The organism is Eubacterium sp. AF34-35BH (assembly GCF_003477765.1).
GTDB lineage: Bacteria > Bacillota > Clostridia > Lachnospirales > Lachnospiraceae > Eubacterium_G.
In genome coordinates this window covers 132231-153983 of the sequence record NZ_QUDZ01000007.1, presented here as the reverse complement: position 1 = coordinate 153983, position 21753 = coordinate 132231, and the positions used below count along the sequence as shown (strand labels likewise).

Sequence of the window (21753 nt, the reverse complement as noted above, 5' to 3'; positions counted from 1 at the left end):
AATACCGACCTCCAATCGTTAGATTTTTAGGTCTAACTTTTGGGGGTCGGTACAATTTCCAAGTGTAACGGGAACTAAGTTACTTACTATAAAGTTATACCATGTAAGACCTGCTGTATCTAATCCAAGGCTACCATACTGTGAGTGGATTAATAAGCCACCACTTATATAACTCATGTTTGCAACACTATGCTCGAACCCTGAAATAACGAATACCATAATCGGTAAGAATAATGCCATAATTTTGCCTGATACTCTTTCAGCAGTAAGTGCCATCATAACTGCCACACATACTAATATGTTACAGAATATACCTTTAATAAATGCATCTGAAAAAGAAAGATTACATTTTGCAACTGCTGTTGTCATAATATTCTTTGCTACACCGTTGTTAAATAATGAAAATTCATGACCTAATGCATAACCACCTGTAACAAAAATAGAACCAACAAAATTTCCAATATATACTACTATCCAGTTTTTAAGCATTGAATAGAATTTGATGCGTTTATCTAATACTGAAATAATTAATAAGTTGTTTCCTGTAAAAAGTTCTGAATTGTTTAGTATTACCATTGCAAGTCCTGCCGGGAATACTAATGCTGCTATTAACTTTCCAAGTGATGCATTTTCTACTGTTGTTGCAGCAACCGATGATGCAACACCTGCAAATGAAATAAACATACCTGCCATAAATGCCAATGCAAACATTTTACCTAATGGCATGGTTGTTTTTCCCATTCCTCCTTCTGAATATTTTACTGTTGCCTGCTTCGCGTTTAACATTTTTTATACCTCTTTAAATTTTTTTCCTGTAGTATTCTAACAGATTTTCCGACAAATTGTTAGTGTTTTTTATCTGCAGGGAAAACTATCCCCTGAATTGCTCTTGCCTTGTCCATAATTTGAAGTGCCATAAGTGAATATTTGCTATGTTTATCACTATAGTCATGGCTATTTATCATTGTCTCCCACTCTTTCGCTTCAAATACCAGATTATTGTCTAACTCTACGTTATAGACTTCCTCTGTAGTTCCATCGTTGTAACGAACTATTACACGTCTTGGACTATCTATTGCTTCAATTAAAATTGCTCCTTTTTCACCTTGTATTTCACTTGGTGTAAAACCATTTGAAATTTTTGAATAGGTTATGTCTGCCAACATATCCTTATACTTAAGGGATATAGTTCCTTCTCCGTCTATACTATCCGGTAAAATAATGGCGCTTGCATCAATTTGCTCAGGGATGCCAAATAATTTTACCATTGGATGAACGCAATATACTCCAATATCCATAATCGCTCCATTGGAAAATTTAGGGTTAAAAGCATTTTCCACAATACCGTTTTTAAACTTATTATATCTTGATGAATACTGGCATAGCTTAAAGCTTGCTCTTCTTACAGGAGCTATTTTTTCTATGGCCTTTTCCACCGCCTTAAAGCCATCATCATAAACAGGGCGCATACCTTCAATTAAAACCACATTGTTTTCATTTGCTTTTTCAATTAAAATTTCCACTTCCCTGCTATTACTTGCCATAGGCTTTTCAACAAATACATGTTTCTTATTTTCAATCATTTTAAGAGCCTGTTCAAAATGAAAGGATGTTGGACTTGCAATATAAACAGCGTCTATGCTATCGCATTTTGCCAACTCATCTAAATCATCAAAGAAAAGAGTGCTTCCGTACTTTTCACCGAACTCTTTTGCTTTATTAATATTTCTTGAATATGTTCCCTTGTATTTCAAGCTATCGCATTTTGAAGTTGCCTTAATAAACCAATCTACAACAAAATTAGTGCCAACAGTTGCAAAATTAATCATAATTTCCTCCTAATCTATAAATGTTACTTAACGTTTCACCTTATACCTATTAGGATTATACCGTTGGCACTAACTTATTTCAATTTTCTATTAATTGTTTTTTTGCACTTTAGGTAATTCAATGTAGAAAACAACACCGTTCTCAACATTTTCACACCCGTACTTTCCATGATGTAACTCTACAATGCTTTTTACAAGATATAGACCAAGTCCACTGCCTTTTTGTCCATTTAAGGTTGCACTGTCGTTGCCCTGATAAAACATGTTCCAAATATTTTCAATGTTTTCTTCAGGTATATGTTTTCCATCATTTTCAACTTCGACTTTAATATTGTTTTCGCCAGACATAACTCTAACGTAAACATTACCTTCTTCTTTGCAATGTTTTATTGCATTTGTTATGTAATTACTTACTGCCTGAGTGAAAAATCTTTCATTAACTTCTGCCATACATTTTTCAGTATAGCTTTCATGAAGAGAAATGTTTTTCGTAAAGAAAAGCTTATCATAATCTCTACAAGTGAATTCTACAAGTTCGTTAATATCAGCACTTACAACCATTAACTCTTCCTCTGCACTTTGCATTGAATATATAACTATCATGTCATTAATCATTTGAGACATATTCTCCGTTTCCTCTATGATAGACTGACAATATTCCTTCTTTTTCTGCTTATCCTGCAATAGTTCTAACATTTCCACCTGACTTGAAATAATGGCAAGTGGAGTTTTCATTTCATGGGAAACATTGTTTACAAACTGCTTTCTGAGATTTTCAACTTTTGTTTTATTTTCTATTTCATTTTCCAATTCAGTAATCTGTTCCCTGATTTTTGATAACATAATATTAATGCTATGTGCTAAACTGGAAAGTTCAACAAATTCCTGATTTTCATTAATATTAAGTTCAAAGTTATTCTTTACAGCAAGTTTTGTATTTTCTTCAATTTGTCTTATTGGCTTACAAATACGGTTAGAAATTACAACAGAAACAATTACTCCAACTACAGCAACAAGAATTAACATTATCCCAAAGAATAACTTATAGTATGATAAATGTATTTTCATATTACTTTTTAATTCATATACATATAAATAATATTTGTTGCCATTCTGAGTTATTATTCCACGCCCTGAAATTTTTCCCACACCATTATTTGTAACTATTTCTTTCTCAGAGAATCTATACAATCTACTGACAATGTTATTTTCAACCTTTGCTTTTGCATTTGCATTTTGTGTCATAGACTTAAAATTCTTTGTTTTTAACGTTACATATATTGGTTCAAATTTTTCATTTGCAATAACAAATCTCAACTTCTGTTCTTCATAAGAAATAATATACCTGTTTTTATAGGTAAGAGTAGATATATCCTCTTTTTGCAGTGTGCTGAACGATTGCTTAATTACCCCAATCTTTCTGCTGAAATAATAATCCTCAGCAAATGCACTAAATAAAACAAACAATATACCCAATATAAAAAATATTGTAATTGTCTGCATAATTATCATTCGGCTTTTTATTGTTTTAAACATCTTCAACCTCAAAAATATAACCAATGCCATATATTGATTTAATATATGGACACTCATCACTTAATTTTATTCTTATCTGTTTTACAATTGTGTCAACTGTTCTATAAGTCCCGTCATAATCCGGTCCCCATACAGCATCAAGAATCTGCTCTCTTTTCAAAGTGACATTTTGATTTTCAATAAAGAAACTTAACAAATCAAATTCCTTTGGTGTTGTAACTATATATTGGTTATTTACATACACTTTCCTTGCTTTGCAATCCAATGAAAGTTTGCCAGCTTCAAGCTTCTCATATCTGTTCTCTGATTTGTATGTTCTTTTTAAAACTGCTTCAATTCTTGCTTTCAAAAGAGCTAACATAAACGGTTTCTTAATGTAATCGTCTACACCATTTCCAAAACTTTTTACCTGTTCCACATCTCCCGATTTTGCTGTCATCATAATAACTGGAACCTCTGATGTTTCTCTTATCTTCTGTAAAACATACTGACCATCATAAATTGGAAGCATTATATCTAGTAAAACTAAGTCAATTGAGTGAATGTTTTTTTCAAATTGTTCCAATGCCATTTCACCATCTTTTGCTTCAATAATGTTATAGTCATATAATTTCAAAAAATCACTTACAGTTGTTCTTAATTTTTCTTCATCTTCAACAATAAGTATTGTTCTATTAATTTTCATCAGTTAATCTCCTCGTATCTTAAAACTCCATCTTTCAGTAAAAATTCTGTAATATACTGCAGATTTCTAAACCATCGATTATTAAACCATTATCACAGCAATCTATTACAACTATCCATACTCTATCTCTTATATAGTATCTTAATAAATTGATAGAATAAAAATATAATGTGTCCATTAATCTTTAAATTGCTATTAATTACTGTAATTTAATGCTAATTTAATATTTTCACACAAGCAGTTTTATTTTAGTAATTCTAAAACTTCTTCTTTTGATACAAGTCCCACTGATCTGTTTACCTCAACACAATTTTCAAATACAATTAATGTTGGAATACTCATAATATTGTACTCAATTGAAATTGTAGGCTCTGTATCAACATTTACCTTACATACTTTTACATCATCTAATTCTTCTGCAAGCTTATCTATTACAGGACTTAACATTTTACATGGTCCACACCAGTCTGCCCAAAAATCAACTAACACTTTCTTATCAGACTTTAAAACTTCCTCTTCAAAATTATCTTTATTTACTTCAATAATTGCCATAATATTCTCCTCCTAACTGTTTATTTAGCTATTAATTTTTTAAATTATTTTGTTTAGTTTGTTAAATATTAACCAATTGCTTTTTATTGATTATTAATCATTTAGCTAATTGATGTTTATTCTTCAACTATTTGTTTTTTTATAGTATAACCAGTCTTAATATGTAATTATACTCATTCTGATTTTAACTTTTTTACGGAAATGTTTCAACATAAAAAGATATATAAATTTAAAGCATAATATGACATTTTTACCTCCATCTCCTGTACTAATATATTTCCGTCAAGCCTTGAAAATTATTAAAACATAACTCTTCAATGTGTAATTTAATTCTAGACTTTTTCTTTTCTATGTCTAATGCCTATTGATTATTGTCTTTTATGCTTTTTAAGTATATTATATATACTTATAATTTATAATAATATTACTCAGGAAAACTTCTTGAAAGGCATAGAGCACCATAGCCTGCCAGTGGATTTGGTTGTTCCTCTCTACTGCTTAAAGGTCTTGCTCCTCTAATTAAATATGCCTTAACCTTTTCACCATATAAAAATCTGTCATTTCCATTTACAATGCCCCATTCCATTAGCAACGCTGCTGCTCCTGTAACAAAAGGTGCAGCCATTGAAGTTCCACTTTTTACTGTTATTCCTCCATTATTGGATGCTGACACAATATTTACAGCCGGTGCAACAATGTCAGGTTTCACCATATTGTACTCTCTTGTATATCCTCTTCCTGAAAAAGTAGCAATGGTATCATCTCTTCCATTATAGCCCCCTACAGATATTACTTTGTTAGTTGCAGATGGAATTGTGAGAGTTGTATATGGGTCAGGTCTTAAAAATTTTGTGTTCGTATTAATTTTCTCCTGGCCTGGAAGCCACATGTCATATCGTCCATTTACAATTCTATTAGGAAATAATTTTATTTTCCAAATTCCTGCATCAAGGTAATTGCTTTTAGGAATTAAACTAATATATATTTCCTGAAAAATGCTATAAGGTTTTGGCGTCCCATACAAAACATTTATATTTGTGTCTTCTAATTGCTCCTTATAAATGTATCCTTCCCTGCTAAATATTGATGTACTTTCTCCTGACGGAGATATGAGACTAACATTATATTTATCAACATAGTTTTTCCAAATTTGTATGCTAAATGCCCTCTCATAATTTGATATTTGCAATTCCACTTCCACCGGCTCCTGTTCCAAATATCCTCCGCTATGGCCTGAACTTCCCCCTTCGTTACCTGTTCCAACAACAATAACTGCCCTGTTACTGTCTACAACACTATCCAAATATGTTGAAAGTAAAGATGTTCCATCATGTGAACCGTATGTGTTTCCAAAACTAATATTTATTACAACCGGTCTCTCCAGAATGTTCGCTTCTTTTATAATAAAGTCAACGCCTTCCATTAACTGATTAGTTTTTGGAAATGAATTTTCATTATCCACAGACATTTTTACCACTATTAAATCACTTCTTGTTGCAATTCCTAAATTATTGTTTTTGTCTGTGGCAAAATTACCTGCTGCTATACCTGCAACATGTGTTCCATGACCTGATACATCTCTTGAATTAACTATCCCATAAGGATTATTGCTTTCCAAGGCTCTATTAATGTCTTCACTTGTATATACTCTGTCTGTTTGCTGATCCCATAACCTTAATATTCTTGTATTACCACTTTCATCTATAAAGGCTTTGTTTGTAAAACTAATTCCGCTGTCAATTATACCGATAAGAACACCTCTACCGAATAATGGTACATTATTATTTTCAAAGGTTTCTTCATCTATTCCTATTTGTCGTCTTACATCTGACTGTGTTTCATTATCCTGTAGTACTTCATTACTCAGCCTTATTTCATTACTTGGCTCTGTTTCATTATCCAGCTGAAAATAATCATTTTGAACTTCATTTATGCAGGATTGTCTTTTTCCGTTTAAAACAGCAAATTCCAGATTCTTTGGTTTTTCCACAAATATTACGTTTGGAAGATTTGCTATTTCATCTACAAAAATTCTGTTTGCATTAGCAGTTGCATAGCCACCTGATAAAGGTTTTATTCTATTAACTAAAGATTCAATTGTGCCTATGTCTCCGAAATATTTGATAATTAAATCCCAGGAATCATTTTCCACATTATAACCTGCTGATAATTCACGGGATTTTTCCAATTGCTCCAATGAAGTCTCCAAAGCTATATTAAGTTGGTTATCCTGTTTTTCATTCATTTAAAACTCGAAAATATCTTTTTTTAAATATATTCAAGAATTCCCTTTCCATTACTACTGATTATTTTTGCCTTAGCTCCTTCTATAATTGGAAACTGTGGGCCTTTGTGACCAATATCACTGTTAAATATAATTGGCACATCCAAGTCATCTAAAACCGACATTACTGCATCTTCATAAGTTCTGTTACTCCAGGAATTGTACATTAACGGTCTGCCAAAAATAAACCCATTAACATTTTTAAAATAGCCCTTTTCTTTCATTTGCCAAAGATGAGTGATAATTGTGGTATCCTCCATATTGAAACTTTCAAGGTTCCATATTATTCCGTCAGACTTATATTTATTTATAAATTCTTCCGTACCATCATAGCTTGTTCCTAACAGAAAAACAATTACATCTAAACAGCCACCTACCAATCTCCCTGTCATACTAATTTCATCTTCCATACGACCGTTTACCCACCTAACTTCTTTGTCTGCACAATAGCCCTCATAGCCACTTACATACTCATGTCTCTCATCTTCAAAATTATCGTAGGAATGAAGTTTCTTTGTTGTTCCTTCAATAACACCTAAAGCATCCTCTACAGGTTTCTGCCATGGTTTCATTCCAAAATCTCCAACATGACATCCATAGACTGCTGCTGTATCATACTTAGTAACTAAAGGATAAACTATGCATGTATTATCCGAAAACCCTTGAAACCATTTTGGATCCTTGCTTAAATACTCAAAATCAATGTATTCAAGCATTTCCATACAATAATCTCCACCTGCAGCAGACATAATGCTTCTAACATTAGGATTATGTATTAATTCATTTATTTCTTTTCCTCTTTCAGCTCCTGTACCACTACAGCCTCTTGCATCACTTTTGAAAAGATTATCTGTAGCAATTACATTGTAACCCCTGTCAGATAATTGTCTCATTGCATTCTCTACTCTTTTTTTCTTTAATTCGTTTACAATACCGTCAGATGTTGCAGTAACCCCAATGGTATCTCCTTTTTGTAAATATTTTGGTATGTTCATATATTATCGTATAATTCCGGTAATGCTTAGAATTACACCTGCCTCCTTTAAACTTTATATTTTGCTTGTATCTAATTATTTATATTCTTCACCTATTAGTCTACATATTCTTTTATGTAGTCTCTTCTTGGTTTTACAAAATAATTCTTTATATAGTCATTTCTTCTCCCAATTTTACAGAATAAATTATCATTTCAGAAACTTTTTTTCCTGTGATTTTTTCAAGGGCTAATTTGTAACATTCTAACTGTTTCTTATATCTATGCTTTAATTCATCCATTGAGTCAACATTGTCTGTCTTATAATCTAAAATCACATACCTGTCATCCTCTATAAAGCATACGTCAATAATACCCTGAATAATCATTAACTCATCTGAGTTTGAGTGTTCCTTAATTTCCTTTGCCTGTACTCCTAAAAGGAACTGTCGTTCTCTATATAACTGATTACTTTCCTTTGCCTTAGCCATTCTTTCAAAAACCTTTGTTTTTGTGAATTTTAAAATATCATAAGGATTAACAGCCTCTCCCTGAATCTTAGTTAATAATTTGCTGTCAATTTGAGCCTGTATCATATTAGTAATTATATCTTTTGAATATTCTTTGTTTTCTATATCCATTAATTCAAAAACTCTATGATATGCTGTGCCTCGCTCTGCTCCATATATTCTATCCGAAGACTCCTTGTCCTCTTTCATAAACTGTGGAACAATTTCCGTCTCTTTATGAACAGAAGTTTTTTCAAAGATTTTGTCTAAAGAATCTTCTGCTTCTTCATCTGCCATACTTTCTTTTTTCAGTTCAGTTACACTTGCTTTTGAACAAAGGTTAATATCTTCAATATAAGGATATTCAAAATTAAAATCTTTAATAAGTCTGTCGTAAACATCCTTTGGTACTTCCGCATTATTCCATGTTTCAAGTAACATCTTTTTTAATTCAGATTTTACCATTTGATCTACTTCATTTTCCGATATTTCATCTTCAGTTACAAAACTGTTATTAACTAAAACCTGATTCTTTAAATATATAAATTGCATCCATTTAAAGAAAGAGCTGTTGTTCATTATCTGATTATAAGTTAGTGGAGTATCTTCTGAATTAATGACTTCCTCACATTCCTTTTCATACTTGCTTCCAACACGTCCTGTTATAATCAGCTTTTCCTTGGCTCTTGTTAATGCAACATACAAAAGACGTAAATACTCCATACGACTTTCCTGTTTGTTTAAATCCTTTACATACTTTCTATATGTAGGTGTAACGGTTAGTTTGACATCCGGAAAAATGGCATCTACTGCTGCATAGCCATTGTCACTTATATCTACAGTTCCTGCATCTGCAACAAAGTTACTTGAAGTGTCACAAATGAAAACAATAGGGAACTGCAAACCTTTACTTTTATGAATTGAAAGTATTCTTACAATGTTATCATTTTCATTAACTGTTGATGCTTCCCCCTGGTCACTGTCTAACTCCTTAATCTTCTCAATATATCTTACAAAGTTAAAAAGTCCTCTGTAACTTGTTTTTTCATAGTTTGCAGCCTTCTCCTTTAAGTTTTCAATATTTAAATATCTTCTCTTTCCATTGCTCAAGGCTGATACATAATACTGAAATCCTGTTCGTTCTAATATTTCATTTATAATTTCATATACGGAATTCTTATAATCCAGTTTTCTGTAATAATTAAGTTCCTTAAAGAAATCATAAATTTTCTTAACAAGATTTGAATCATCTCCTGTTTCCTGATAAGCCAATAAAGAATCAAGAAATGAAATCTTACGGTTATCTCCCTTAATTACTGCAAGTTCGTCATCTGTAAAATTAAACATAGCACTTGTTAGTACCGAAACTAATGGTATGTCCTGTCTTGGGTTGTCAATTATGGTAAGCATATTCATAATGGTTTCCACTTCCATTGAATCAAAAAATCCGCTCTTAGAATCTGCGTATGCAGGAATTCCCATATTCATAAGCTGCTCAACATATATGCCTGCATTGCTTTTTACACTACGCATTAAAATAACTATATCCTTGTACTGGGCAAGTCGCATTTTCCCATCTTTTCCCTGAACCATAAAGCCATTTTGCGGGTCCGTTAATTCCCTGATTTTAGATGCTACAAATGTAGCCTCTTTTTCTTTTGAGCCGGTTTGTATACCGATAAATTCTGTTCTATTATCCTGTCTTTCAGGAATCTTCTCATACTGTGCTCCCAAAGAAAGTCTGTGTCCTTTTTGATAATCAATGTCACCGAAATTAGGGGTCATTATTCTGTCAAATAAGAAATTTACACTGTCTATTATTTCCTTTCTACTTCTAAAGTTCTGATCTAGCGTAATCAGACAATTATCTGCCTGCAAGTCTTCTTCATAAGAATAAAACTTCTCAAGGAACAACTGAGGTTTTGCATTTCTAAAACGATAGATGCTCTGCTTAACATCCCCAACCATAAACATATTATTAATGCCATAGCCTTTTGAAACACTTGTTAAAATTGCTTCCTGAACATAGTTGCTGTCCTGATACTCGTCAATCATAATTTCTTTATAGTTTTTTGACATATCCTTTGCCACTTTTGTTGGCTGTAACTTTCCATTGCCATCTATGTCATTTAAAATATTAAGTGCCATGTGAGCAATATCGTCAAAGTCTGCAATTCTCTTTTCTCTTTTCTCCGCTGTAAATCTTTCAATAAGTTTTATTGTAATCTCGCATAATATATCTATTGTTTCTCTGCAATTAACCAAGTCTTCATAAATCTCGTCAATCGGTTCTGTAAAGTACAAATCCTTAAGCTTTTCGACGGTTGCTTTTACTGAAGAATTTATTGTTTTTACCTTTAACTTTAATTCAGGATTACCTTTTCTTACTGTCGATAATCTTGGTAATGTAAGTTTCTCGTAATATTTAGCTAAAGATTTAAAATCTTTTTGCTCCAATAAATAATCAATTTCTACCAACATATCTTTTGAATTTTGTCCAAAACTCTTTAAGTCATCATCCATTTCAGAAATCTCTATTGCTTTTTGCAAATCTTCCCTGCATTTATTTAACTGGTCTACTGTTGACTTAAAAACATGCCCATATACTTCTCCGTTTAATATGTCATCTAAATTGTTAAACTTATATTTGTTTTTTAGATTGTTAACCCAAAGAATCGGATTAATTTCCCCTTTAGCCTTTTTATAAATTGTATCTACAATGTTAAATATTCTGTCGTTTACCTTCCCACCTGAATATTTTCTTGCCAACTCTAAAAATTCTTCCGAACCTTCTTCATAGTATTCTTCCAAAATATTGTTGAGAATATCGTTTTTCATTAATTCTACTTCTATTTCTTCAGCAATTCTATAATTAGGATCTAAGTCAATTTTATCAAAATTTTCTTTGACTACTTTTCCACAAAAACTGTCAATTGTAGTTATTGTTGCATTATTTAGCAAAGCTAATTGTTTTACAATATTGTCATTATTACTACTTTCCTGTAATTCTTCAAGTCTCTCTCTCAATCGCTCTTTCATTTCTGAAGCTGCTGCCCTTGTAAATGTAAGAACAAGTAACTGGTCTACATCAATGTTTTCACGCTCATCTGTAATAAGGCTTACAATTCTCTCAACCAATACTGCTGTTTTTCCGGAACCTGCTGCCGCAGAAACAAGAATATTACGATTTCTGGTATTTATAATATCTAACTGCTTATCTGTCCACTTCATTTAATAACTCTCCTATATTTCCAAAAGAAACACTTTCTAATTGTCTGTATTTATCTCCCAATGCCTGATCAAATCTGCATATTCCCTTATAGCTACAATATCTGCACTGTTCCTCTATTGGGTTGATTGAAATCTTACCGCTAAGCAAATCATTCTTTAACTCATCTGCTTTGTTTGATACATGTTTGATTAGTTTCGAATATGTTTGTTCATCTAAAATCTGACTTGTTTTCTTTGGATTGCCTGATTTGTCATAAGATACTTTTACAATCTTTGATTCATTGTTTTTCTCTACATCTTCATCTACAGCATCTATAACTTCCTTACTGTCACATACAATTCCTGTCATTTGGAATTTTGGTAATTGCTGTTTGAAAACTATTTCCTTTAAAATTTCTTCATCAGTTCTTGTATCCTCTTTATTAACATCCCTATGCATCTTAATTAAGTCATTTGTTCCACTTATATTCATATATGGATCTCTAATATTAAAATAAAGTCCTGCTGCCGGTAAAATTTCTTTGGAAGTTTTCTTCTTTTCGTAATTTATCGCATCATTAATATATACTAATAACTGCATCTGAATTCCGTTATAGGCTTTTGTAATGTCAAATACCATTTCTGATGACTTATAATCAATAACTTTTACATATAACTTATCATCTGTTTCATAAGTATCAATTCTGTCTACAATTCCATGTTCTAATGGTATTTCATATTCTGCCGGTTTGAATTTTCCATGATTAATATGATTTATTAACACCTTAACAGTTTTCTCAGCTATTTCTTTTACCTGATTAGTTATAAAAGCATTTCTTGCTGAACCTTCAAGAGCTTCATTATCATATTTTTCAAAAGTGTATTTCACTGCTTTTTTAATTAACTCACTGCTTTTCTCATCAGTAATTTCCTTCCACTGAAGCTGCTTGCTATTCACCATTTCAAAAAACTTCTGTATAGTTATATGATAAAGATTTCCAATATCATAAGCCTCTATTGAAAATTTTTCTCTTTCCTTTAATTTCAAACCATAAGAAAGGAACTGTGAATAAGCACATTTAGCATAATTTTCCAGTCTTGTTATACCAATATTACCAGGAATACCATATAATTTTTTTGCATATTCTTTCATTAAGTCATTCCTGTTATTATTATAAAATCCACCTTCTAATATTAAATTCATTATTTTTGCAGTTGACTTATCCGACAATAAAATCTTACTTAAATAATTAAATCTCGGATTATCTTCGCCATTTCTATATGCATTAATGTTTTCAGCAACATACTGTAAGGCAACTTTTTTGTTAGTAATGTGGCTTACCGGAATTTCTATTTCCTCAAAATGCTTTTCTTTCATATTAGGAAACATTTTTTCCAGTATTCCAATTATATATGATTTTCTTAAAGTTGAACCATCACTGTCTGACTTGCTGTAACATAAAACAATCTGTTCTAATGGTTTGGCAAATAATGAATATAAATATATTCTCTGTTTAAAAATATTTTCCCTTGTAGTTGGTGCTAATTTGTAATCCTTAGACTTTAATATGTCTCTCTCACTATCAGTTATAATACCCCCGGGAGTGCTGTTTTTAGGAACAATACCATCATTCATACCAAGGAAAAATAATATTTTTTTGGTGTCCTTTAATCTGGTTCTCTCAATATTACCCACCATAATTGTATCGATTCCCGGTGGAATAATTCCTATTTTTACCTGAGAAAGTCCTGCTTCTAAAATATCGTTATATTCTTCTGTAGTTACAATCTCATCACCCATTAAGGCAACTAATCTATCAAAAACATTAATTACTGATTCATATATTTGGCTATATTCTTTTTCCAGTGCAACAACCTTCTTCTCCCTAAATTCTTCTGCTTTTTTCTGTATTTTATCCTGTATGTTATGTTTTACAGTAAACAAATATACTGCTTTGGTTCTTTCAAAAACTGTTGCGTCTTTTTTGATAAACTCATCCCTAAGTTCCTGTAATCCTTCTACTATCTGTTCTCTAATTGTATTAACAATTTCTATATGTCCTTCTTCCATAAATGGATATACTTTCTCCCAGTTCTTAACGTAACTTCTATATCCTCTTCTATTAGATTTCAAAATATAGTTTTCAAATATGTCGCACATATTTTCATCTAATTCCATAAATTTTAATCTAACAAATCGCATAACTGTCTGATGAGAAAAATCCTTATTAATTACATCCAATGCAGCAAGAATCCCGTCAACATATTTGTTTGCAAGAATGTCCTCCTTGTGGTCAATAAAACATGGCAAATCATATTTTTCAAATGCCTGCTCTATATACTTATGGTAACTTTCTATATCCCCTGCAATAACAGCTATGTCATTATATCTGTAATCACCGCTTTTAATTAATTTAGATATTTCACCTGCAACATATTCTGCCTCTCCTTTAGGATTATTTAAGGCATAAATTCTTATATTGTCATTGCTTTCCTTATATTGAGCTTTCTTTGTGTTTCTAAATATATTTTCTTCCACAAAAGCTAATGGCTTTGCCAGATTGCCTAATCTTGAATTTTCTTTTTGAGCCTGATTACGCTCTAAGTCAATTACAATATTAGGTTCAATTTCAACAGAATTCTTAATAGCCAGTTCTCTAATCTTTACAATTGTTTCCTTACTTAAGCTAAAAAGTTCCATTGCGTCATAACCTTTAAAATCAACCTGTTCTTCAGGCAAAGTTACTGCCAAGGAAACATGAGGGCTGTATTTTAATAACTGTTCTATGACTTTGTACTGGATTGGTGTAAAGCCTGTAAAACTGTCAAAATAGAAGTATGTATTCTTTACATATTCTGACTTAGGAATGTATTCACAAAGTAGACTTAACAAATCTTCGTTTGTTATTGCCCTATTTTCTATAAACTTATTAAATTCATTATTTATAATTTCCAAATCCTGTATTTTTAATTTAAGTGTAGGGTAATCTTCTACTTTTCCTTCAATGTCATTAAGGCTCTCCTGATTAATGCTATACTGTCTAAACTCAGATATAAGCGTTTTCACCTTGTCGGTAAAGCCCATCATTTTTACTTTGTTTTTGTAAACATAAAGCTTATCTTTGCAATCTTCTAAAACCTTTCTAATTACAAGAGTCTTACCCAAATCATCCATAACATTTAAGTCATTAACTCCCAGTTCTTCAAATATTGCATAAGCAAGTCTGGTTAAACTTGTAACTTCTATGTTGAAGCACCCATGATTAGGATGTAATGTTAGTATTTCTTTTTGAGTTTCCATTGAATATTGTTCAGGTACAACTGCCACGAAATTCTTTTCTTCCATCTTCATTGAAAGACTTATCATTTCCTGAATTAAAGTATAAGATTTTCCTGAGCCTGCTCGTCCCAAAATTAATTGTAATGCCATACGTATACCTCTTATTTAATCATCTTTTATAATTTTTACATTTTTATAATAACTTTATCTTTTTTATTTTTGTAATACTATCCTTAAATATTATTGTACAATGATATACTGCCATAATCTTTTAATAAGCAAATTTCTTGCACTATTATAGTATACCAAATTACAGCGTACTTTAATGTAATTTTTTTAATTTATAAGTTATTTATTTTAATAATATTGCTATTTTCATGTATACTTTCTCATTCCTTTTAATAAACTTAAATATAAAATATTTTTTAAGGAGTCATTATGGGAAAAAGTCCAAAATTTATGGTATTTCATTTAAAGGAGCTTATTTATACCCTTGTGTTTGTACTCCTTGGTATTGTACTGATAATATCTTTGATATTTATGTTTTGTAATAAAAACCAAGGAGAAAAAGAAACCAAAACTACCAATAGTCAATATGAAGCCGGAGTTTACACTTCCCAAGTTACATTAAATGGTAATCCTATGGAAATATCCGTTACCCTTGATAACAATCACATAAATGCCATTACCGTCACTAACGTAAGCGATACAATCTCCACAATGTATCCACTGGTACAGCCAGCCTTCGATGATATTGCAAATCAGATTGTTGACAGTCAGTCAGTTAAAAACGTAAAATTCTCTAAAGACAGCAAGTATACATATACCATGTTGTATGATGCAATTGTGGACACTATAAACAAAGGGAAAAAATAACCCTCCTATATTTGATTTATTATAGTTTATTTTTATTTTCCTATTTTTCTTAATTGTTACCTCTTTTTTACCAAAAAGGATGAGACAAAAATGCCTCATCCTTTTATTTCTTTTAAAATATTTATAATTATATTCTTCTTGTGATTATATTAATAAATCTGCTATTCCAATTCTTCTAACCATTGTCTTACGCAGGCATCACTTGGCATTCGCAAATCCCCTCTAGGTGATACTGCAACTGAACCAACTTTTGGACCATCAGGCAAACAACTTCTCTTAAACTGCTGTGAAAAGAATCTTCTATAAAATGTTTTAAGCCACTTTAATATTGTTTCCTTATCATACATGCCCTTAAAAGCTTCATTGGCTAAGAACAATACTTTCTTTGGATTATAGCCATATCTTAAAACATAATATAAGAAGAAATCGTGTAACTCGTATGGTCCTACCAAGTCCTCAGTTTTCTGTGAAATCTTGCCATCTTTTGGTGGTAAAAGTTCAGGACTGACAGGTGTGTCAAGTACATCAAATAATACTTTTGCAAGTTCCTTTTCTTCTGTTGTATCTGCAAAGTATTTAACTAAATGTCTAACCAATGTTTTTGGAACTCCTGCATTGACACCATACATTGACATATGATCACCATTATAAGTAGCCCAGCCTAATGCCAACTCTGACATATCCCCTGTACCGATAACCATGCCATTATATTCATTGGCAAAATCCATTAACAAATATGTTCTCTGTCTTGCCTGAGCATTTTCATAAGTTACATCATGTATATTTATATCATGTCCAATTTGTTTTAAGTGTAACTTCACAGCTTCAGCAATATTTACTTCCTTAAGAGTGCAACCTAATTTTTCTATCATTTTTAAGGCATTGTTGTAAGTTCTGTCAGTTGTTCCAAAGCCCGGCATTGTTACAGCAATAATTCCTTTTCTATCAATATTTAAACTATCAAAAGCTCTTACCGTAACAAGAAGGGCAAGTGTTGAATCCAAGCCACCTGAAATTCCAACAACTGCATTTTTGCAATTAGTATGCTCTAATCGTTTCTTTAAGCCCATTGTCTGAATGGAAAGAATTTCCTCACAACGCTTGTCCCTTTCACTTTCGTTTGATGGAACAAACGGTGCATTGTCTATTACTCTACTGAAATCAAATTTTTCTTCCTCTAAATATATTTCAATTTCTTCATATTCGCTGTCAATATCCTGACCTGACACAAATGTTGTAATTCTTGCTCTTTCAGCAGCAATCTTGTCCAAATCAATTTCACCATAAGTAATGCCGTTGGTAAATTTATCTGACTGGGCAATAATTGCTCCATTCTCTGCAATAATGTTATGACCTGCAAAAACCAAATCAGTAGTTGATTCTCCTTCTCCTGCATCAGCATATATGTACGCTGACAAAGTTCTTGCCGACTGACCTGTTACAAGACCTGTTCTGTAAGTATCTTTTCCAACTGTTTCATCACTGGCTGATAAATTAGAAATTACTGTAGCTCCTGCCATTGCATGATTTGTACTTGGTGGATTTGGAACCCATAAATCCTCACATATTTCTATTGAAAATGTAAAATTATCAAAATTAACGCACTTAAATAAAAGATTCGTTCCAACAGAAACTGTATCCTCTGTCTCATCAAACTCCTCATCGTACTCGTCATCATATTCATCGTCATATTCTTCCTGTGACTCTAACTTAAAGTTTTTTAAAATATAAGAACCTGAGATAAATGAATCATCATTAATATTTCTGTATGTTATATCTTTTAAGCCTTCAACACCTTTACCTGACGAAAAATGTCTTCCCTCATAAAATTCTGAATAATTTGGAATATATGTTTTAGGTACAAAGCCCATTATTTCACCATCATATACAACTGCAGCCATATTATATAATTTACTCTTAAAAATCATTGGTAAACCAACTATTGCAATAATTTCCTTGCCCTCTGTATATGGAACAATAGTTTCAATAAGTGCCTTCATTGCATTATCTAAAAGTGCCTTTTGCCAAAACAAATCCCCAGCTGTATATCCTGTAATACATAATTCAGGAAAAACAATTAACTGTGTTTTATTTCTATAAGCTTCTCTTATTAATGAACATATTTCCACTGCGTTGTGTTTACAGTCGCCAACTTTTATTTTTGGTGTAGCGGCAGCTACCTTTATAAATCCGTTATTCATTTTAAATATAATCCACTCTTTTTTAATGGACTATTCTCCTTTCTGCCCAATTTGTTTCTTTATGTAATTGGAAATTTCTTTAGTATTTCCTATTAGGATTTGGGTGCCAAAACACCCAAATCCTGATTACTGCTTTGTACATTGTAATTTACAATCCACATTTTTATCTAAACAATACTGTGCTAATTGTAACATTATATTATTTTAATATCAACGACCCATTTATTAGAACATTCCAATTCTATAACCCATTTGTTATAATGCCCTAATACCATAAATTGTTCATTTGAACGATTTCATTATAACATTCTAATTCAAATATACATTTATTATATTGTTCTTACGAATGTATTGTACCCTAAAGCTCTTAGTCGCTGTTCAGTTGCAACAGCATTATCTAAATTTCTATAATTGCCAACTGTCACTTTAATAAGTCCCCGTTCAACTATCAAATTAACAGGAAAGCCCTGCATTTTAAGTTCATTTGCCTGTCTGTTTGCCAACAAAGGATTTCTAAACGCCCCTACCTGAACAGTATATCTTGACATTTGAGAGGCTGTTATTCCATTTGAATTTAGAGTGTCAATTATACCATCCGCTATTGCCTGAGCTATTTCATTAAACTTTTCATCAAATAACTGATTATCTTTATCTGAATTAATAAAACCTAGTTCTAAAAGAACAGCCGGCATTTTAGTCCTTTTCAAAACTACCAAATTTGGTCGTTCCACAACGCCCTTGTCTTCAAAACCAAGTGCCACAAGATTTTCATTAATATTTCTTGCCAAAGTTCCCTTAAAACCTGAATCATTATACACTAAAGCCTGAACTCCACCATATGTGTTAGGCGTTGGGGAGGAATTTCTATGAAATGAAACAAACAAATCCCCGCCTGCTTCATTTCCAATTGTTGCTTTTTCAAAGGGCGTATTATAGACGTCTGTTGTTCTTGTATAAACTACATCAAAGCCTGCATTTTTTAGTAAATCCCCTACAGCCATTGCCATTCTAAGGGCATCATCTTTTTCCTGTCTGCCATTATAAGTTGCACCCGAATCACTTCCACCATGTCCCGGATCAATTATTATTTTATATGCCATATTATTCCTAAAAATATTTTTTCATAATATTATATGTTTTATATTAGGAAATATTGCAAAAAACCAACTTCTTGAATTTAATTCTGTTATATTTTTCAATATAATAAGATTAAACTTTTCAAAGTTGGTTTTTAATTAATATTATTTACACTATTTAGTTGTATTATTTTTGTTTGTATTTTTGTTTGTATTTTTCTTTGTTGTATTATTCTTTTTGTTTGACTGTGTTGTGTCGTTATCATTACCATCAATGTCGTCAACAATATCATCTACACCATCTTCAATGTCATCGCCAATATCATCAATAACGCCATTATTATCGTTACCATTATTGTTATTTCCATTGTTATCTGTGTTATTATTCATGTTATTTGTTGTACTCTGATTATTGTCAGTTGTATTTGACTCAACTGTAGTTGTTTCATTGTCATTGTTGCCACATCCAACAAATGTAAATACTGACAACATAAGTGTTAATACTAATAAGTAATTTCGTAAATATTTCATTTCTAACCTCCATAATTTACACTGTTTTCTAACAGTTTCTTTATGAAGTTATTATTTTCATTTTATTTAATTTTATACAACAAAAATTAATCAATTACATCTGCCATGTTGTACATGCCCGCTTCTTTTCCTGCAAGGAATTTTGCAGCATCAATTGCCCCCTTGGCAAATATAGCTTTTGAGTAAGCTGTATGTTTAATTTCGATTACTTCATCAGTTCCGGCAAAAATAACTTCGTGTTCACCTACAATTGTGCCACCTCTAACTGCTGAAATTCCAATTTCATTCTTCTTTCTCTTTTCACGAACATTACTTCTATCGTATGTGTAATCATATTCGTTATTTAATTCCTGATTGATGCAATCTGCTAACGCAAGTGCTGTTCCGCTTGGTGCATCAACCTTCTGATTATGATGTTTTTCTACGATTTCAATATCAAATCCTCTGTCAGCTAAAACATCTGTAGCGATTTTTAATATTTTCATTAATGTATTAATTCCTAAAGACATGTTTGCTGAACGAAGGACTGCTACACTTTTGCTAGCCTCATTAACCTTGTCTAACTGCTGTGCAGACAAACCTGTTGTACATACAACAACAGGTGTCTTTGTTTCAACTGCATAATCTAATAGATCATCAATAGCTGCTGTTACCGCAAAATCAATTATTGCGTCAGCCTTAACATCACATTCCTTTATTGACTTAAACACAGGATAATCATTTGCAATACCTGTATAAGCATCAATTCCAGCTACAATTTGTACATCTTCATCTTTACTAATTAAGTCTGTAATAACTCTACCCATCTTGCCATTACATCCATGCATTATTACATTTACCATTTTCTCCTCCATTACCTATAATCCCTTTGCATTTGCAAAAAGAATTATTTTTTTGGCAATATATCCTTTGTATATTTGCCATATTATCCTGCTATTTATAATACACCGTAGTCTTTTAATGCTTTCTTTAATACTTCCTTATGAGCATCTGTTAATTCTGTAAGTGGTGCTCTAACTGTTCCTGCCTTATAACCAAGCATGTTCATTGCTGCCTTTACAGGAATTGGATTTACTTCACAGAACAAAGCGCCGATAACATCGATTGCTTCTAACTGTAACTTCTGAGCTGTTTCAATGTCTCCATCTAAAAATGCATAAACCATGTCATGTACTTTCTTTGGTGCAACATGTGACCAAACCGAAATTACACCTTTTCCACCAAGTGAAAGAATTGGTAATACCTGATCATCATTTCCTGAATAAATATCAATACAGCCATTAGCAAGTGATGCTAATTTAGCTACTGCTGAAATATTTCCTGAAGCTTCCTTAATAGCAACTACATTCTTAACTTCCTTTGCAATTCTAACTGCTGTTTCAGGCTGGATTGTTGTACCTGTTCTGCTTGGTACATTGTACATAATAATTGGAATATTAACTGCATCTGAAATAGCCTTGTAATACTCATATAAGCCGTCCTGAGTACATTTGTTGTAATATGGTGTTACGCAAAGAAGTCCGTCTGCTCCAACTTCTTCTGCCTTCTTTGACATATTAACTGCTTCTCTTGTACAGTTTGAACCTGTACCTGCAATAACAGGAACTCTTCCTGCAACCTTATCTACACAATATTTTATAACTGAAACGTGTTCTTCGTCAGGCATTGTTGATGATTCACCTGTTGTACCACATACAATAATTGCATCTGTACTATTAGCAATCTGATCATCAATAATTCTTCCGAATTCTTCATAATTAACAGTATCATCGTCATTAAATGGTGTAATAATCGCTACACCTGCACCTGTAAAAATAGACATTTTACATTTCCTCCTAAAAAATATGTATTATTTTGTTAAGCATAGTAAAAGGAGCTTAAACCTAAGCTCCTTATAAGAATTCAATATAATACTTATAAGTAGCCCTCCATCAATTAGCTCTTCATCAATTGATGACAGTCATATGACTATTAACCATACGCCCAGAGTAAATATTCCGGATATCCACCCTTCGGCACCACTTCCTTTTGTACACAATCTTCTGTCTCCGGGACATCCTATGTACTACTAATAACCAGTGCAACCTCTACTATATTAACTGTATTAATAATATCACTGTGACCCTATAGTGTCAACCCAACACTATGGTATTTGCATTATAAAATTTTGTTTTCTATTCTTCATTATTCCAAATAAATATACCAATACAA

The 21753-nt window shown here is 31.8% G+C and carries 15 protein-coding genes and 1 riboswitch; of the genes, 1 reads left to right on the top strand and 14 read right to left on the bottom strand.

From position 1 onward, the window contains the following. Window positions 1-18: 18 nt before the first annotated feature. The 9 genes from DWZ69_RS09455 to DWZ69_RS09415 form a co-directional block, all read right to left on the bottom strand. Complete coding sequence (locus tag DWZ69_RS09455) at window positions 19-786, bottom strand: formate/nitrite transporter family protein (RefSeq protein WP_118436904.1); 768 nt, start codon at window positions 784-786, stop codon at window positions 19-21. A 59-nt stretch (window positions 787-845) separates the two neighbouring features. Next, on the bottom strand, window positions 846-1829 hold the full coding sequence (locus DWZ69_RS09450; protein WP_117999074.1) for a Gfo/Idh/MocA family oxidoreductase: 984 nt from the start codon (window positions 1827-1829) through the stop codon (window positions 846-848). A gap of 90 nt (window positions 1830-1919) precedes the next feature. Continuing rightward, entirely contained in the window at window positions 1920-3365 is a 1446-nt protein-coding gene (locus tag DWZ69_RS09445; RefSeq protein WP_158561058.1) for a HAMP domain-containing sensor histidine kinase, read from the bottom strand. After that, complete coding sequence (locus DWZ69_RS09440) at window positions 3358-4050, bottom strand: response regulator transcription factor (protein WP_117999076.1); 693 nt, start codon at window positions 4048-4050, stop codon at window positions 3358-3360. Before DWZ69_RS09440 ends, DWZ69_RS09445 begins: the two co-directional genes overlap by 8 nt. A gap of 243 nt (window positions 4051-4293) precedes the next feature. Then, window positions 4294-4602, bottom strand: a complete 309-nt coding sequence (gene trxA, locus DWZ69_RS09435) for a thioredoxin (protein WP_117999077.1) — start codon at window positions 4600-4602, stop codon at window positions 4294-4296. Between the two features lie 424 nt (window positions 4603-5026). Beyond that, entirely contained in the window at window positions 5027-6847 is a 1821-nt protein-coding gene (locus DWZ69_RS09430; RefSeq protein ID WP_117999078.1) for a S8 family peptidase, read from the bottom strand. Window positions 6848-6870: 23 nt separating this feature from the next. Then, the gene (locus DWZ69_RS09425; protein ID WP_118436903.1) at window positions 6871-7881 is read right to left on the bottom strand and encodes a S66 peptidase family protein; all 1011 of its coding nucleotides are present in this window, start codon (window positions 7879-7881) and stop codon (window positions 6871-6873) included. A 148-nt stretch (window positions 7882-8029) separates the two neighbouring features. Then, a complete protein-coding gene (addA, locus tag DWZ69_RS09420; RefSeq protein ID WP_118436901.1) occupies window positions 8030-11599 on the bottom strand; it encodes a helicase-exonuclease AddAB subunit AddA in 3570 nt (1189 codons plus the stop codon). Next, window positions 11583-15008, bottom strand: a complete 3426-nt coding sequence (locus tag DWZ69_RS09415; RefSeq protein WP_118436899.1) for a PD-(D/E)XK nuclease family protein — start codon at window positions 15006-15008, stop codon at window positions 11583-11585. Before DWZ69_RS09415 ends, addA begins: the two co-directional genes overlap by 17 nt. Before the next feature lie 288 nt (window positions 15009-15296). Here DWZ69_RS09415 and DWZ69_RS09410 point away from each other — a divergent pair, with 288 nt between their 5' ends. Next, the gene (locus DWZ69_RS09410; protein ID WP_022166222.1) at window positions 15297-15734 is read left to right on the top strand and encodes a hypothetical protein; all 438 of its coding nucleotides are present in this window, start codon (window positions 15297-15299) and stop codon (window positions 15732-15734) included. Between the two features lie 161 nt (window positions 15735-15895). Here DWZ69_RS09410 and DWZ69_RS09405 read toward each other — a convergent pair whose 3' ends face one another. The 5 genes from DWZ69_RS09405 to dapA all read right to left on the bottom strand — a co-directional run bounded on the left by DWZ69_RS09405 (window position 15896) and on the right by dapA (window position 21364). Beyond that, window positions 15896-17935 (bottom strand): NAD(+) synthase, encoded by a 2040-nt coding sequence (locus tag DWZ69_RS09405; RefSeq protein WP_118436897.1) that lies wholly within the window; start codon window positions 17933-17935, stop codon window positions 15896-15898. Window positions 17936-18264: 329 nt separating this feature from the next. Further along, complete coding sequence (locus DWZ69_RS09400) at window positions 18265-19035, bottom strand: N-acetylmuramoyl-L-alanine amidase (RefSeq protein WP_118436895.1); 771 nt, start codon at window positions 19033-19035, stop codon at window positions 18265-18267. A 150-nt stretch (window positions 19036-19185) separates the two neighbouring features. Next, window positions 19186-19542 (bottom strand): hypothetical protein, encoded by a 357-nt coding sequence (locus DWZ69_RS09395; RefSeq protein ID WP_118436893.1) that lies wholly within the window; start codon window positions 19540-19542, stop codon window positions 19186-19188. 86 nt (window positions 19543-19628) lie between these two features. Continuing rightward, a complete protein-coding gene (dapB, locus tag DWZ69_RS09390; RefSeq protein ID WP_118436891.1) occupies window positions 19629-20384 on the bottom strand; it encodes a 4-hydroxy-tetrahydrodipicolinate reductase in 756 nt (251 codons plus the stop codon). Window positions 20385-20479: 95 nt separating this feature from the next. Next, window positions 20480-21364 carry a 4-hydroxy-tetrahydrodipicolinate synthase gene (gene dapA / locus DWZ69_RS09385; RefSeq protein ID WP_118436889.1) on the bottom strand — a complete coding sequence of 295 codons (885 nt, stop codon included), beginning with the start codon at window positions 21362-21364 and terminating at the stop codon, window positions 20480-20482. 91 nt (window positions 21365-21455) lie between these two features. Beyond that, a riboswitch (Lysine riboswitch) is annotated at window positions 21456-21640 on the bottom strand. Between the last annotated feature and the right edge of the window lie 113 nt (window positions 21641-21753).